Raw genomic sequence first — 15,614 nt, 5'->3', positions numbered from 1 at the left:
TCATTCACCCCTCAGACCCTGCCCGTTCGGCACCTGGAATCAACTGCCAATCGGTATGCGTTGCCCACAGGGCCCAGATCGCCATTGCACGCAAATAGTGGCAAGCCCTGTAGGTCTTCACTGCAGTAATCGCTTCTGGGGTGCGGAACTGCAAACCACCGCCATATACCTGATTGACCACCGCTGAACAGATGGCTGTGGCCGTCGTTGCATCGCCCATCAGCCGGTAGTAGGCCGCTAGACCGAAGTTGATGCCAGTCCATACCTCCAAGGGATGGGTTCCATTGGGATCAAGTGGCATGCCATCACGGCACAAACCATTGGCAACTCCCAAACGGCCGCCTTCAAAACCTTCAAAGCAGGCCTCTTTGACTGCATTCAGACTGCTGCGACTGCGTTCATCAGCAACAACAGAGGGCAGCCCCAGCAAGCGAGCATAGAAATCACCACAGAGTTGATCAGCCATCACCACGGGCGTACCACTCTCAGCATCAATCTTGTAGTACTCCCCATTCCAAAGCAGCCGATCGAAGTTGGCCCGTGATTGCTCAAGCCAACCGCTGAACTGATGTTGCTCCTCTGCCGTATTGAGTCCTAAGTCCAATTGCAAGCGCTGTGCCATGGCTAGAGCAGCCTCAAGAGCTGCAATCCAAAGAGCACCGCAATAGGCGCTCACGCCTTGTAAAGGCCAATCGTCAAAGGTCTGATCCGGAGCACCACCGTTATCAGGCAGACCATCGTGATTGACATCAAACCGCTTGAGATAACTCAGGGCTTGCACTACCGCCGGCCAGCATTCAGCCAAGAAGCTCAGATCTTCACCATTCGGTGAGAGAAGAAACGTTCGCCATACCTGCAACACATAATCACTGGCCAGATCTTTCCAGAGATTGCAATCCTGATAAGCGGTGTAGTTGGTGGCATCAAACGGCGACTCATTCGGTGCTCCCAGATCATGGGGGGTAGCAGCCGCCCTCTTGCGGGGGGCCTCGACCCGGCCACGCCCCTGGGTGAAGTACCAGCCAATTGGTCGTGGCGTGGCATCTGCCGCTGGAATGGCTCGAGCAAAACTACGCAAGACGGCCTTATCGAGTTCAGGCCACAACTGCAGCAGAGCCAAGGAGCCATAGAGGCGCACATCAAGACTTTCGTACCAGGCGTAGTCGAAGCACTCAAGAACCCCAAAGCGACCCACCGGATCTCCTGGACGGGCTGCCGTCCAAAGGCTGCCACCGCTAGCCAAGTCGTAGAGTTCATTGAACAAAGCCATTCGCAAGCGCTCCGGCAGATCCTCACGCGCCAGCACCGGCGCCTGCCAGGCATCAATCTGCTCACGCCAATCAGGCCAATCACGCAAGGCCTCGGCAGCAAGTGCAGCAGCCCCCTGCCCATCACTGCCGTGAAAGTCGGTGTAACGGCGCAAATCGCGAACGCCTGTAGCGAAAGCCGTCACCGGTAGATCCCAACTGATCACCACAGGGATCTCAAGACATTCGCCAGGCGCCAGGGTGACCTTCACCGCTAAAGCAGCACTGATCTGCTCGCCCGCCAAGCTCTTGTGTGCGTGATTGCTGTTTGCAATGGTTCCTTCACTTGCGAAGGAACTCCACAGTTCGCTGCCATCTCCGCTGGGATCCCAACGGCTACAACGCATCACCTCCACACCAGGCAGATGATCAGGAACAGCCAAACACCACTGCCCTTGCCCCTCAGCCAATGGGTCAGCTCGCTCACCATCCATCAAGACACCAATCAGGCCTGGCTGATCAATCCAACGATTGCACTGCCCCTCGCCACGGCCGATAGCAGGCACATAACTGTGTTCAGGGCTGCCGTCATCGCGGAAATGAACGCTGGCGGAGGGATCGGTGTTCGTAAACCAGCCACATGTATTGCGCCAACTCAGCAGCAGCGACAATTCCAGAGATTGCGATGTGGGGTTCTGCAGCTGCCAACGAAACACCGCAAGGGGGTAGCTGCTGCGTCGGTAATCACCAGGAAGGATTGGACTGAACGCCTCACAAACCAGCTCAGCCGAGAAGACTCCGTTGTAATGGGTCCAACTGAGCGGATAGCGGGCTGAATAGCTACCAGTCGTGCGTTGCGCTGTACTGGCTGGATACCAGCTCCAAGAGGAGAGAGGCTTGTCTAGCTCAGGCTGAGAGTCATCGGTTTGTGGCGCTGTAGCCAGCGCATGAGCACGCACCTGATCCCCCTGCCGCTCAAACAAAGCGAACTGGCAATCAGGAATGCTGCCCTGCCAATGCTCACCACCATCAAGATTCCAGAGATTGAAATCACCGCGCGGGCTACGCCCGATACAACCGGCCCCGAAACCTCCCAGGGGCATGCCATGCCAGGGCCCATCATCGAGATTGCTGGCATAACGAACCGTGTATGGCTGTTGCCAAGGCAATCCGAAAGCACGGCTCCAGCTAGCGGCAGGCACACTCCAAGGCTTCAAGCTCGATCCTCGCTTCAATAAGGATCTGAAAGCTGAAACGCCAAAAAGGGCCATGGAGCAAGAGATGATGCGCCCAGCTTGTCAGCAGATCAGCCGGCCAGCCAGGGGATCAAAACATCGTTTGAACCTTGATGGCATAACAACGGTTTCTAGCGCTCAGATGTAATCAATCACATCAGCAGCGAGAAACTCACCCTTATCCACATCCAGCAATGTGGTGTGAATGCCATCTGCTGTGAGCAATAAATCATCTCCGGCTTGCGTCATGGAAAGCACAACTCCATCGCCTACAGAGATGCGATCGTTTTCAGCGGCTGAAAAGCCGATAATCACATCATTGCCGCCACTCAGCTTGTAGGTATCAGCGCCTCGATCACCTTTGAGATGGTCATCTCCAGACCCGCCATCAAGCCGATCATCACCATTGCCTCCAGCAACTTGATCATCTCCACTGCCCCCTAACAAAACGTCATCACCACGAGCTCCAAAGATCACTTCATCTACAGATGTTCCAGTTAAGGAATCATCATCAGAACCAATGATTCTTGGTTCACGCAAGCTCTCAGGAAGAACACCAAAGAATGATTTCGTATAAAGCTCAATATCATTACAATCACCACCTTTGTATGTGATGAAGAGATCAAGTTCCCGCCATTCTCATTTTTAAAACGGCCTACAGAATCACCTTCATCAAGACCATCATATTCACCAGAGAGATCTCCATCAACTTTGGCAATCACAAAGGAATCACCAGCAGAAAGCTTAAATCCATCAATTAGCGAAACATCGAGATTTCCTGCGAGTTCTAGGTTGCCAGTAATTTCAATCCAGTCGTGTTCTGTTGCTATTCTATCTCCATCTCCATGGTAAGTACCACTTAGTCCTATCTCCTTGGAGCCATCTTTCTTGTAAATGACTATGAATGAATACTTTATCTAATCCAATAAAGATGATCATCTGCCGCTTTAATCATCTTTCTAACTTTCCTCAGTTGATCTGTTGCTTCATCAGCTCGGTAGCGGAAGCAATCACCTGCCCCCCATAGAAAGGCCTAGGTCTTCTTCTCGATCAAAACACCTCACAATTCTAAAAAGAAACTTCACAGCCGCCGCTTAATGGCAATGATCGGCCTGTGACTAATTAACTCATCAATTTATGAATACGCCCGTAGACCAATCAAACTGTCGACCCCTTACGGCCTACTCAGCATCTAACAAAGCATCGATGGTGACTGCAGAACGAACCAAGGCCTGGTAGCGCTGCAGAACACGGCGATTGCGATCCAACCAGCGTGCTGGATCATGAGCTTGAGCTGAACTTGCCGCAACATCAAGGCGTGGGGCTTCGCCATCAAGCAATTCCAGCTCGCCCTGCTGCTGAATCAAAGCAACCACCAACTCATGCAAACGCCGACGGCGGTCAAGCACAAAAGCATCCTGTTCCTGTTCAGTTTTTCGCACCTTGCTCGCCATCTCGTCCGCCATCTTGCCCACCAACGCGCTGTTCACCATTCAAAGCAACGACAAGTCAGCCATACAACCTCTCAGCCGAGAATGACAACATGCCCGCCTCAATCAGCTCCGCAGCGATCCACGTCATCGGCACCGATGCCGCGGGCTTAGATCACCTTGCTACTCCATTGCAAAAGCTGGTGCTCTCAGCCCAAGGAGTGGCTGCACCAACTCGGTTATTGCAACAGCTGCCGAGCTGGTGGCAGCAGCAGCAAACGGATCAGGCTTTGCCAGAACTGATGGCCAGCGATCAACCAGAGGCTCTGATCGCCTGGTTGCACCAGCTGCCAGGCACAGCCGTCGTGCTTGCTAGCGGCGATCCGCTCTGGTTCGGCATAGGCAGGCGACTACTCGAGGCCTGTTCTGCTGATCAGCTGCACTTTCATCCAGCCCCTTCTTCGCTGCAATTAGCCTTTGCCCGGCTTGGACGCCCTTGGCAGGATGCCGCCTGGATCAGCCTGCATGGCCGTGACCCGGCACCCTTAGCTCAAAAGCTGCAACAACGCCCCGCAGCTCTAGCTGTACTCACCGATCCCAGCCGTGGTGGAGCCGAAGAGGTGCGTACGATTTTGCGCGCTTCTGGCCTTGAAGCTGCCTATGCAGTTTGGCTATGCGAACAGCTCGGACACACCAATGAACGGGTGCAACGGCTGACGCCACAGGATGCCTTGCCATCGGATCTTCATCCCCTACACCTGCTGGTGCTGCTTGCAGAACAAGTTGCTCCACCAGTAGATCCAGGCGAACTTCCCTTGTTCGGTCTTGACGATGGCTTGTTCCTGCAACACGCCGATCGCCCTGGGCTGATGAGCAAACGGGAGCTCCGTGTTCAGCTCCTCGCAGAATTAGAGCTACCAGAACAGGGCGTGCTCTGGGATTTAGGTGCCGGCGTCGGCAGCGTGGGCTTAGAGGCCCTACGCCTGCGCCCACAACTGCAATTGCTTGCTGTTGAAAAGCGTGGCGGCGGCGCAGCACTGATCAAGGCCAATGCCGCCCGGCTTGCCGTTCAGCCTGCTGCTGTGCTCGAAGTTGAGGCCCTCAGTCTGCTGAATGGAACTGATCTACCAGCAAAACTCAGCAACCCCGATCGGGTACTGCTAGGCGGTGGCGGGCGCCAGCGAGCTGCTCTCCTCCAGGCCGTATTGCAAAAACTTCAACCACATGGAGTCGTCGTGATTCCACTGGCAACCGTTGAGGCCCTCTCAGAACTCAGGCCTCTACTTGAAGCCTCAGGTTTCACAGTAAAAGTGAGTCAACACCAAGCCTGGAGGGGCCTGCCGCTGGCAGACGGCACACGCATGGCGCCGATGAACCCGGTGATGATCCTCAAAGGCACGAGGCCTTAAGGCTGCTAATCAAAAGGCTTCGGCAAAGGTTGAATCTGCACAACATCACCAACCTTGATGGATAGCCGTGCTGCCTCCCCGGCCGCCAACTCCACCACTCCATCCGCCGGCAGCTTCGGGCCATAACTCGGGCAGGGCAAATGCGGGCAAACAGGCACAGCCGCCTCAATCGCAATCACGCGACCCTGATTCACAAACACCATATCAAGCGCAGCCAAGGTGTTGTGCATCCAAAAACGCAATCGCCTCGCAGGCTGAAACGGAAACCACATGCCCTGGCCGGATGGCAAGGCAGGGCGCTGCATCAATCCCAAGCGCTGTTCCTCTGCCTTATCCGCTACCTCCAATAACAAACAAGTACCGCTTTTCAGGCACCATTGAGCCTCGAGAGGCAAATACTGAGGCGAGGGTGCTGCCCGGAGCCCAATAGATGAAAGAACGCTGAGACCTACCGCCAGCCCTCCCCAGAGCAAAGGGAACCGCAATCTCTTCCCCCACTGCAAGCAGAGGGCCCTACAGGTCATGGTCGATCAGGTTTGGCAACATGCGGCAAACCCCAGCCCAACTTGTTGCGCAACACCTGGAAGAACTCGTGATCTGCCAAGCGCACAAATCTCACAGGATGATCACTACGACGAATCAGTACTCGGTCTTCCGGCCACACATAACAACCCGCACTGCCATCAACCACCATCATCAAGCGATCAGCCGTCGCTGGAAACACAGTCACTGGCTCCTGGTCGCTAAAAACCAGCGCTCTTGACGCCAGCGAATGAGGGGCAATCGGTGCAAGCTGAAGCACCGGGCACTCAGGTGTAATCACCGGGCCTCCTGCACTGAGTGCATAAGCCGTTGATCCCGTAGGAGTTGAAAGGATCACACCATCAGCAGAGATATCCACCGGCGCATGGCGACCGATCGCGACCTCGAAGTGACACATGCTGGTGAGCGGTTCACGATGCAAGGCCATTTCATTCAAAGAGAGTGCCTCCCAGCGGCACTGATCACCGCGCAACACACTCACCACCAGGGTGCAACGCTCCTCAATCGTCCACTGCTTGTTAAGCACCTGCTCAAGCACCCGATCGAGATCAGCCAAATAGGCCTCCGCCAGGAAGCCAAGGTGTCCGGTGTTGATGGTGAGAATTGGCACCTGCACAGGAGCTGTCTGCCGTGCCGCCGAAAGCACGGTGCCATCACCACCCAGAACAATCGCCAGTGCCATCGAGGCATCGAATCCCTCAGGTACGCATGCGTTGTAACCAAGCAGGCGCAAATGCTGATCTGGATTGGCAAAGCCAACCATTCCGCCAGAACTACTTGCTCTGACCACTTCGATACCAGCCTGTTCAAGCCGCGACTGCAGGGTCAATGCGGTCTCTACCGCCAACTCTTTGCCGTCATTAACGATCAGTCCGACACAGGGCACCGATCGAATGAAGCAAAGAACGAGCTCACTTTATGGGGATTCAGCTGTTTTTGGATGATGCAATACGGCGATGCTTCATCCAGTACACGATCGGCTATCGACTCAAAACTGCTCAAGGAAGCGCAAATCACTCGTATAAAGCCTGCGAATGTCGTCGATGCCATGACGCACCATGCAGAAGCGTTCCACACCAAGGCCTGCCGCAAACCCACTCCAGCGCTCTGGATCAAGCCCGAGGCCCTCTAACACTGCTGGATCAACCATGCCGCAACCCATCACCTCCAGCCAACGCCCACGCCACTGCACATCCACCTCTGCCGATGGTTCGGTAAAGGGGAAATAACTAGCCCGAAATCTCACCGGCATATCGCCAAAGAATGCCTTGAGGAAAGCCATCACCGTGCCGCGCAGATGGCTGAAATCAAGGCCTTCATCAATGGCCAACACCTCAACCTGATGAAAGACAGGCGAATGGGTCGCATCCACTGCATCACGCCGATAAACCCGGCCTGGCGCCACAATCCTTACCGGCGGCGAATTCTCTTCTAGATAACGAATCTGCACAGGCGAGGTGTGGGTACGAAGAAGCAGATTGCCGCCCAGATAGAACGTGTCCTGCATGTCTCGAGCAGGATGGTCCTCGGGAATATTCAAGGCGGAAAAGTTGTAGTGATCGGTCTCCACCTCCGGGCCTTCAGCCACCCGATAGCCCAAACCACAAAACAGATCCACGATCTGCTCAGTTGTTGTAATCAAGGGGTGGCGATGGCCCACAGGAATGCCACTGGCAGGCGCAGTGACATCAATCGTTTCCTGCAGCAGCCGATCAGCCAAAGCTGCCGCTTTCACCACCTGCAACCGTTCCCCTAGCAGGTTTTGCACCTGTGTTTTAAGCACATTGGCGCGCTGACCAACAAGCGGTCGCTCTTCACTAGGGAGCTTGCCCATCGCCCCGAGAACACCAGACAAGCGACCTTTTTTGCCCAACAGGCTCACGCGCAATTGCTCCAAGGCATCCGCATCTGCGGCAGCAGCGATAGCAGACACCGCCTCAGCCTCGAGGGCATCAAGCTGGTCGGTGAGCTGCTGCAAGGAGATAGTGGCGCTCACTGAAAAAAGATCGCAGCCACTGACTTTAGGCAGTCATCATGATTAAGTTCCCCGCAGTGGATACGAGGAGATGACTCCGTTGCGAATTCTGATTAGCAATGATGACGGAGTTTTAGCTGAAGGCGTCCGCTGCCTAGCCGCTGCCGCCGCCAGCCGCGGCCATAGGGTCACAGTGGTCTGTCCCGACCATGAGCGCTCTGCTACCGGCCATGGCCTCACCATCCATACCCCCATCCGAGCCGAACGCGTCGATGAGCTCTATGGGCCAGGTGTGACGGCTTGGTCCTGCAGTGGCACGCCGGCAGATTGCGTCAAACTGGCCCTCTCGGAACTCTTGGCAGAGAAGCCCGATCTAGTGCTCTCTGGGGTCAACCATGGCCCCAACTTAGGAACTGATGTGTTCTGTTCAGGCACGGTGGCCGCAGCCATGGAAGGCACCCTTGAGGGATTGCCGGCGCTTGCGGTGAGCGTCGCCTGCTTCCAATGGAGGGATTTCCAGGCTGCTGCCGAGTTAGCGATGGATGTTGCAGAGAATGCATTGGCAGACAACTGGCCCAACAACCTGCTGCTTAACCTCAACATTCCCCCCTGCCATCCAGAGCAGATGGGATCACTGCGCTGGACTCGCCTTTCAATACGCCACTACGAGGAACAGTTCAGTCGACGTATCGATCCGCACAGCCGCACCTACTTCTGGTTAGCAGGAGAAGTGGTGAAAGATCTTGAGACCGCCGGCGATGGTCCACGCGACTGGCCCAGCGACGTGGCCCAAATCGAAACAAATGCCCCCTCCTTGACACCCATCCAACCCGATCTGTTTTGGCGTGGTGATCTTTCTGCTCTACCAGCAGCATGCGTAGCCAATCAACCAGTGCGATAAATCCTCTGCAACAACCAAAGCGAAAAGATCAGACCAACCAAATGCGCAAATAACACCTGGGTGTTGCTTAGAACCGAAAGCATCTCCAAGGAGGTGATCGGGTAATTATCTAATGCAGAACGCCCTGCACCAATCGAGATTCCCGGCGCTTGCATCGACGCCTGTACAAACAAACTTCCAGCCAACGATTGATAGCCAATGGAGGAGAACACCAACCCGAGCAGATCAACAATCACGCCCCGTTTAAGCAGACGGCTGGTCTCACCACGACTGGGGCGAACAGCACTGTTGAGAGCCCTACCGAGGCGAACGATCAGCCAACCCTGCCAAAGGCTGTAGAGCAAAAACAAGAACGCCAAGCTTGTCAGTGACAAGCCAGGACCAAGCCCTAGCGCTCGCTCAGAGTTGCGGGCCAAGCTGCTGCCGATGTTGTTGAACAACAGCACGCCAACGACAACAACCCCAAGGATTGTCTGTATCCAAAAACGAATCCATCCCATGCGGCGCAACCCGAGCGAAACCATTTGAAGATCGAGAGGGTCAGCCATCCGAGTTTTTGCGGCGGTCGTTCAAACTTGCCATCTACGCGCGCCATGTGCACGGCCACCTTGATTCCTCTCTGCTCCCCTCAGCAGGCAAGAACCCCGACAGCGCTTGCCCTCGGTAGTTTCGATGGCCTTCATGCTGGGCATCGCCGCGTTATTGAGGCTGTTGTAAACAATGCGCCTGGCGTGCCAACGGTGGTGAGTTTCTGGCCCCATCCTCGCGAAGTGCTCTATGGCGAACCACGATTACGACTGGACCTGCCTAGCGAAAAAGCCTGCCTCCTCGCTCCGCTTGGTGTCGAACAACTTGTGCTGGTGCCCTTCGATCGTGCGCTGGCATCCCTCAGTGCCGAAACCTTTGTAAAGCAAATGCTGATCCACACCCTCAAAGCAGAGCGCATTGCCGTTGGGGCCAACTTCCGCTTTGGACGTAATCGTGAGGGCGACACAACCACCTTGCAACAACTCGCCTCAGCCGCCGGAGTGGAAGTGATGGTGTTGCCAATCCTGGAAGACACAGAGGGGCGAATGAGCAGCAGCCGCATTCGCTCCGCTCTGAGCGAAGGCGATCTACAGGTAGCAACGACCCTGATGGGCCGGCCCTATCGCTTCCGCGGCCTTGTCGTCAGCGGCCGCGGCCTTGGGCGAAAACTGGGCTGGCCTACAGCCAACTTGCAAGTTGATGGGCGCAAATTCCTGCCAGGCCTTGGGGTCTATGCGGCCTGGGCATCAGTCAAAGATAAAAGCGAACCCCTTGCTGCCGTGATGAATTTGGGCCCCCAACCCACAGTGGATCCAACATCGCCCTCCGCCGTAGAGGTCCATTTGCTGGATCAGCAAATGGACCTGGAAGGATGCGAGATCTTGGTTGAACCGATCCAGAGACTTCGAGGCCAGCAACGCTTCGCAAACCTTGAAGAACTCAGCACCCAGATTGGCCGCGATGCAGACCTAGCACGCAGCAAATTGAAGGCCCGATAAGTCAGCGTTAAAAGGCAAGATCAAGCAGGGGTGGGATAAGCATTCGTCAAACCCCAAACAATGAACACCCCGATCCCACCTAAAAGAACAACCCCCCAGATCAGAACGTTCATGGTGCTATCTGAACCACTGTTGTCCATGATCGGAATGGGGATGCAATTGTGCCAAGACTGCCATGAAATCGATGCCTTTCGCCCCGATCGCAGATCTACGTGTGGCTCAGCTGATCGATGCCAACCTCGATCGAGCTCGGGAAGGATTGCGAGTCGTCGAAGACTGGTGCCGCTTCGGCCTAGATCGTGAAGACCTTGTGGTGACTCTCAAAGACTGGCGTCAGCGACTGGGTCGCCATCATCACGACAACTACAAACAGGCACGCTCCACTGCTACAGATCAAGGGATCGGCCTCAGTCATCCTGCTCAACAAGAGCGACACGAACCATGGCATGTTGTGGCAGCCAACTGCGCACGCGTTCAAGAAGCTCTACGCGTGCTTGAAGAGTTCGCCCGTCAGCCAGATCCTAAGCTGGCCGCCAGCGCTGCTGCAATCCGCTATGGCCTCTACGACCTAGAGGTGACCGTGCTGCAGGCCAACGCAGGCAAAAAGAGACGCCAACAACTACAGGACTGCCATCTTTGCCTGATTACGACATCACAATCCGATCTAAATAGCAACGATCTGCTCAGGACAGTGAACGCAGCATTAGTCGCTGGCATCGACATGGTGCAATACCGCAATAAAGAAGCTAGCGACTTGCAACGACTGACTCAGGCAAAAGAACTGGCCAGCCTATGCAGAAAGCATGGGGCGCTATTCATCGTTAATGACCGAATCGACTTAGCCCTTGCGGTGGACGCCGATGGCGTTCATCTCGGCCAGGACGACCTCCCCACAGACGTAGCAAGGGGGTTGATCGGCAGCGAACGACTACTGGGTCGAAGCACCCAATTCCTTGCCCAACTTCAAAAAGCTGAAGCAGAAGGTTGCGACTATCTAGGAGTGGGACCTGTCAACAGCACAGCCACAAAACCGGAACGACAACCAATTGGGCTTGCCTATGTGAAGGAGGCATCTAAAGCCACCCAGCTACCTTGGTTTGCCATTGGTGGCATCAACATCTCAAACCTAGAAGCAGTACGTCAAGCCGGAGCAAAGCGAATCGCTGTGATCGGAGCGATCATGAATTCCAAAGATCCTGCCGCTACCAGCCTTCAACTACTGGAGGCTCTGAGATGAAACTGATGGTGAATGGTGAAATCAGGGACATCGAGCCAGAACCGATACCAACCTCGCTGGCGGCCGTGATCGAACAGCTGGGCTACCACCCTCGCCTTGTCGTTGTGGAGTTCAACGGCACGATCCTGACACCAAATCACTGGCAGGAGCAGCTGGTGCAGGAGATGGACCAACTTGAAATCGTCACTATCGTCGGCGGAGGTTCCTAGAGTTCAAACCAACCGCCGCAACGTTTTGGCCAGCTTGCCAAACCTTCCCTCCAGACGCACGCTCAGCCGCTGGCTGACGGCTCTATTGCTGCCGCTCCTTGTAGCAGGCTTGATTCTGGTTCAACCCGAGCCAAGCCATGCCGCTCGTGGTGGACGCATCGGAGGGGGAAGCTTCCGTGCACCCTCAATGCCACGCAGCAGCGGTGGTATGCGCGGCGGCTATGGAGGAGGTTATGGAGGATACGGCGGGGGCTACCGCGGAGGTGGCATCGGTTTTCCCTTCCTCATTCCCATATTTGGTTTCGGTGGCGGCGGCCTTTTTGGCTTCCTAATTCTGATGTCGATTGTGGGCGTTCTGGTCAATGCCGTACGTGGTGGTGGCAGGGGAAATGCCGCCCTCAATAGTTCAGGCGAACTCGCTCAACGGCCCACTGCGGCTGGCCCAGTCACCATGCTGCAATTGCAAGTAGGGCTTCTGGCCAGCGCCAAGGCTCTGCAGGAAGACCTGCGCGAGCTTGCGGCCTCAGCGCAAACAGGCAGCTCAAGCGGGCTGCAACGGGTTCTGCAGGAAACCACCCTTGCCCTTCTGCGTCAGCCAGAGCTCTGGGTTTACGCAAATGTAGAAACCGGCAGCGTGCCGTTTGCTTCCGCAGAATCCACATTTAACCGTCTTTCGATGACCGAACGCAGCAAATTGCGAGCGGAGGTGACATCCAACGTTGCCGGTGAACGACGAACTGATGAGCTTTCAGAAAAGAGCGCCGGCGAGGCCGATGCAGCAAATGAATACATCGTCGTCACGATTTTGGTTGCATCCAGCAGCCGCATCAAACTGAGTGAATCAATCAGCAGCGAGCAGCTACGAGAAAGCCTTCGCATCCTTGGATCCACCTCTTCAACTGATTTGATGGCCCTGGAGGTGATCTGGCAACCCGAAGGTCGAGGTGATGTTCTGAGCGCAGAAGAGGTTGTGACGTCCTACCCCAACCTGCAGCACCTCTGATTGCATACCCCGATCAAGAAGGTCCAAAGACAGGTCTTCACAAAATCTTCCACAAAGAATGATCGTCATGAACCAAACACAAGGCCTAAGTATTGATACCTTGATTCGAACACATTCCTGCACCCACCTTGTCTGCCGCGTCCCGACCTGACCCCCGTGCAATGGAATGGCAAACCAATGGTGAATTGGCTCGTGGTGATCTATTTGAACTAGTTCGCCGTTTGCGTGATGTTGAATTGCCAAGTCACAGCAATGAACTATGGCGACTTGGTGCCAAATACGAAGAAACAGAGTGAATCCCGCCACTCCCCTTGCGCGATTCAATTAGGTACCCCATCGTTCGCTCAATCAAGAAAAATGCATGGGTTCACGTTCGTTGCATTGGGTGAATACACCCGTTTTGGCGGAAGCCCTAATGCGCTACGAACAGAATCGCTTGCCACGATCAATGAAGCTCTGGGTTGAACAGCTACTTGAACTCAGCCCCCAGGATTCTCACCAGTTGCTGTCTCACGATCCTGATTATTGATTGACAGCTACTTCGCCTGTGATGGCTGCTTTAAGGATGCGCAGTGCCGCCATAGCAGCTCCATAGCCATTATCAATATTCACCACCACCAGACCAGGTGCACAACTGGCGAGCATTCCCTCAAGGGCTGTACGGCCTCCTGCACTGACCCCATAACCCACTGACACGGGAACACCAATCACAGGCTGTGGCACAAGCCCTGTCAACACAGTCGGCAGTGAACCCTCCATGCCTGCGCAGGCAATCAGTACCTTGGCTCGTTGCAGCCGTACCAACTGATCGAGAAGCCTTTGCAAACCAGCAACACCCACATCCAGCAAGAGTTCACTCTGGATGCCATGCCAACGCAACGCCAAAGCGGCTTCCGCCGCTATAGGCAAATCACTGGTACCACCACTAAGCACCACGACCTCACCAAGTGCAGGCAGCAAGATTGCCGGATCTCCGAGTGTGAGGCAACGAGCCTGAGCATGAAACTGCACATTGCTAAGCAGATCTGCCACGGCCGCCGCCTTGGCTTGATCAACCCGCGTAACCAAGGCCAGTTCACCCGCAGCCTCAAGACGACTCAGACATGCTGCGATCTGTTCACTGGTCTTGTGTTCACCAAAGATCGCCTCCACCATGCCAAGCCGCTGCCGCCGCTTTAAATCCAGCCGTACCTGCGGCTCAGTCACTGAGGCACCAATTCGCCTTCAAATTGCAGCAAGAAAGGATGACTACTGGCCTGACCTGTGGCCTCACGGGCCAGCTGTTCAAAGCGTGCCTGCACCACATCCACCTCAGCCTGTGGAATCGATTTCCACTGTTCTCTGCTGGCCCAACGAATCAGCAAGATGCCCTCCTCCTGTTCAGCGTCCCAAAAAATATCCCGCCCCAGATAGCCACTCTGCTTCGCGAGCCAGGGTTCCCAACTGCCCTGCTCAGCTTTGAGCCAAGCCTCCCGTGCATGGGCCGGCACCTTGATGCGCAGATGCTCGACGACAGCAACGTCATCGCCGCCATCAGGATCATGACGAGCGGCAATCGCGACATCAGGATGACCCGACAACATCACTAGAAAGCTAAGAACAAAGGAAATCAACCTAGACAAGCTTCTGCAATTCATGTCAGGCCTATCTGCTGCAACAGTGCGACTGCCTGACTACTCATCCCCTCCTCTCGACCTTCCGGTCCAAGCCCTTCATTGGTGGTGGCCTTCACACCCACGGCATCCAATTCCACCCCCAACCGTTGTGCCAGGTTGCTGCGCATCGAATTGATGTGAGGCTTGAGCTTGGGACGCTCAGCCACCACCACAGCATCCACATTCAAAATCTGCCAGCCGCGATCTCGTACCAGAGCCACAACCTGCTCAAGCAGCATCAAGCTATCGGCCCCTTTCCAGCGGGGATCATCCGGCGGAAAATATTTACCGATATCGCCTAAAGCAAGAGCCCCAAGCAAGGCATCCATCAGCGCATGAACAAGAACATCAGCATCGCTGTGACCATCGAGCCCCAACCCATCGGGATGATCAAGTGTCACTCCACCAAGAATCAAGGGGCGGCCGGGCACTAAGCGATGAATGTCATACCCGTTGCCGATACGAAACTGCATGGAGGCAGAACCATGGGACTCCATTGTCAGTGTTGGCGATTGTTGCTGATCAGACCAGCGAACATAGAGATCCGGACGACGCATCTGCGTACGCAGCTGCCGCTGTTGCTGTCGCCACAGAGCAATCGCACCATGATCACCACTGCGCAACACATCTGGAACAACCATGCCGCGAAAATTCGCTGGCCTTGTGTAGTGAGGATGCTCGAGGAGAACATCGCTATGACTCTCATCCTGCAACGACTCTGCCGTTCCAACAGTTCCCGGTAACAACCTCACCACCCCATTGATCACCGTCATGGCTGGCAGCTCACCACCGGTGAGCACAAAATCCCCTACAGACACCTCCTCATCTGCCAAACCTCTAATCCGCTCATCAAAACCTTCGTAATGACCGCAGATCAGCACAAGCTGATCGTGTTGCACTACCCAACGATGCAAATCCTTCTGGCATAGCGGTTTTCCCTGAGGGGTCAGAAGCAGCACCCGCCGTCGCGACTGAACAGGAATCGCCTCAACAGCAGCAAAGACTGGTTCTGGCTTGAGCACCATGCCAGCACCACCGCCATAAGGCTGATCATCAACCTTGTGGTAGCGATCCGTGGTGTAATCGCGAGGATTATGGGTGTGCAAGGCAGCGATACCAGAGGCAAACGCACGACCAATCACCCCGAGTTCACCAAGAGGAGTAAACGCCTGTGGCACCAAAGTCACTACATCGAGGCGAAAAGGCGCCATCTCCTTCAGGCTGCTAAATGGGAGAACCAACGG

The 15,614-nt window shown here is 55.3% G+C and carries 18 protein-coding genes; 8 read left to right on the top strand and 10 right to left on the bottom strand.

The genetic code is table 11. From position 1 onward, the window contains the following. Positions 1-4 precede the first annotated feature (4 nt). From SIB80_RS05640 to SIB80_RS05630, 3 genes are all read right to left on the bottom strand, one after another. The gene (locus SIB80_RS05640; protein ID WP_063418847.1) at positions 5-2,518 is read right to left on the bottom strand and encodes a GH116 family glycosyl hydrolase; all 2,514 of its coding nucleotides are present in this window, start codon (positions 2,516-2,518) and stop codon (positions 5-7) included. 102 nt (positions 2,519-2,620) lie between these two features. Further along, positions 2,621-3,022, bottom strand: coding sequence for a calcium-binding protein (locus SIB80_RS05635; RefSeq protein WP_236065926.1), 402 nt, complete (start codon positions 3,020-3,022; stop codon positions 2,621-2,623). A gap of 641 nt (positions 3,023-3,663) precedes the next feature. Continuing rightward, complete coding sequence (locus SIB80_RS05630) at positions 3,664-3,936, bottom strand: hypothetical protein (protein ID WP_063418907.1); 273 nt, start codon at positions 3,934-3,936, stop codon at positions 3,664-3,666. Positions 3,937-4,025: 89 nt separating this feature from the next. Here SIB80_RS05630 and SIB80_RS05625 point away from each other — a divergent pair, with 89 nt between their 5' ends. Continuing rightward, on the top strand, positions 4,026-5,321 hold the full coding sequence (locus tag SIB80_RS05625) for a bifunctional cobalt-precorrin-7 (C(5))-methyltransferase/cobalt-precorrin-6B (C(15))-methyltransferase (RefSeq protein ID WP_063418854.1): 1,296 nt from the start codon (positions 4,026-4,028) through the stop codon (positions 5,319-5,321). 5 nt (positions 5,322-5,326) lie between these two features. Here SIB80_RS05625 and SIB80_RS05620 read toward each other — a convergent pair whose 3' ends face one another. From SIB80_RS05620 to pheS, 3 genes are all read right to left on the bottom strand, one after another. Then, positions 5,327-5,845 (bottom strand): DUF192 domain-containing protein, encoded by a 519-nt coding sequence (locus tag SIB80_RS05620; protein WP_328585568.1) that lies wholly within the window; start codon positions 5,843-5,845, stop codon positions 5,327-5,329. Next, complete coding sequence (locus SIB80_RS05615; RefSeq protein WP_063403353.1) at positions 5,842-6,750, bottom strand: NAD(+) kinase; 909 nt, start codon at positions 6,748-6,750, stop codon at positions 5,842-5,844. Before SIB80_RS05615 ends, SIB80_RS05620 begins: the two co-directional genes overlap by 4 nt. Positions 6,751-6,852: 102 nt before the next feature. Beyond that, positions 6,853-7,860, bottom strand: coding sequence for a phenylalanine--tRNA ligase subunit alpha (pheS, locus tag SIB80_RS05610; RefSeq protein WP_063418856.1), 1,008 nt, complete (start codon positions 7,858-7,860; stop codon positions 6,853-6,855). Between the two features lie 70 nt (positions 7,861-7,930). On the opposite strand from pheS, the gene surE reads away from it, so the two are divergent. Then, positions 7,931-8,740, top strand: a complete 810-nt coding sequence (surE, locus tag SIB80_RS05605) for a 5'/3'-nucleotidase SurE (protein ID WP_063418858.1) — start codon at positions 7,931-7,933, stop codon at positions 8,738-8,740. On the opposite strand, the gene SIB80_RS05600 is transcribed toward surE, so the two are convergent. Then, positions 8,725-9,288, bottom strand: a complete 564-nt coding sequence (locus SIB80_RS05600) for a DUF3611 family protein (protein WP_063399584.1) — start codon at positions 9,286-9,288, stop codon at positions 8,725-8,727. The genes surE and SIB80_RS05600 overlap by 16 nt on opposite strands. Positions 9,289-9,333: 45 nt before the next feature. On the opposite strand from SIB80_RS05600, the gene SIB80_RS05595 reads away from it, so the two are divergent. The 6 genes from SIB80_RS05595 to SIB80_RS05570 all read left to right on the top strand — a co-directional run bounded on the left by SIB80_RS05595 (position 9,334) and on the right by SIB80_RS05570 (position 13,244). Continuing rightward, a complete protein-coding gene (locus SIB80_RS05595; RefSeq protein WP_074160116.1) occupies positions 9,334-10,266 on the top strand; it encodes a bifunctional riboflavin kinase/FAD synthetase in 933 nt (310 codons plus the stop codon). A gap of 175 nt (positions 10,267-10,441) precedes the next feature. Continuing rightward, a complete protein-coding gene (locus SIB80_RS05590) occupies positions 10,442-11,503 on the top strand; it encodes a thiamine phosphate synthase (protein ID WP_063418860.1) in 1,062 nt (353 codons plus the stop codon). After that, entirely contained in the window at positions 11,500-11,712 is a 213-nt protein-coding gene (gene thiS / locus SIB80_RS05585; RefSeq protein WP_063418862.1) for a sulfur carrier protein ThiS, read from the top strand. Before SIB80_RS05590 ends, thiS begins: the two co-directional genes overlap by 4 nt. 25 nt (positions 11,713-11,737) lie before the next feature. Continuing rightward, entirely contained in the window at positions 11,738-12,715 is a 978-nt protein-coding gene (locus tag SIB80_RS05580) for a DUF1517 domain-containing protein (RefSeq protein ID WP_063418864.1), read from the top strand. 128 nt (positions 12,716-12,843) lie between these two features. Next, positions 12,844-13,011, top strand: a complete 168-nt coding sequence (locus SIB80_RS05575) for a hypothetical protein (protein WP_011129739.1) — start codon at positions 12,844-12,846, stop codon at positions 13,009-13,011. A 65-nt stretch (positions 13,012-13,076) separates the two neighbouring features. Further along, a complete protein-coding gene (locus SIB80_RS05570) occupies positions 13,077-13,244 on the top strand; it encodes a hypothetical protein (RefSeq protein WP_011826567.1) in 168 nt (55 codons plus the stop codon). Here the strand turns inward: SIB80_RS05570 and larB are convergent. Genes larB through trmD form a run of 3 tightly spaced genes read right to left on the bottom strand, consistent with a single transcriptional unit; the run spans position 13,238 to position 15,581 of the window. Then, positions 13,238-13,921, bottom strand: coding sequence for a nickel pincer cofactor biosynthesis protein LarB (gene larB, locus SIB80_RS05565; RefSeq protein WP_063418866.1), 684 nt, complete (start codon positions 13,919-13,921; stop codon positions 13,238-13,240). The two genes, SIB80_RS05570 and larB, sit on opposite strands and share 7 nt — an antisense overlap. Beyond that, entirely contained in the window at positions 13,918-14,352 is a 435-nt protein-coding gene (locus tag SIB80_RS05560) for a TIGR03792 family protein (RefSeq protein ID WP_011129736.1), read from the bottom strand. The genes larB and SIB80_RS05560 overlap by 4 nt, the downstream gene beginning before the upstream one ends. Further along, positions 14,349-15,581: a tRNA (guanosine(37)-N1)-methyltransferase TrmD gene (gene trmD / locus SIB80_RS05555; RefSeq protein ID WP_074160117.1), complete on the bottom strand. Its 1,233-nt coding sequence runs from the start codon at positions 15,579-15,581 to the stop codon at positions 14,349-14,351. The genes SIB80_RS05560 and trmD overlap by 4 nt, the downstream gene beginning before the upstream one ends. Positions 15,582-15,614 lie beyond the last annotated feature (33 nt).

The sequence above is a fragment of the Prochlorococcus sp. MIT 1327 genome, assembly GCF_047304785.1.
GTDB lineage: Bacteria > Cyanobacteriota > Cyanobacteriia > PCC-6307 > Cyanobiaceae > Prochlorococcus > Prochlorococcus marinus_D.
The sequence above is the reverse complement of the archived record's forward strand: the minus strand, read 5'-3'. Positions and strand labels throughout refer to the sequence as shown.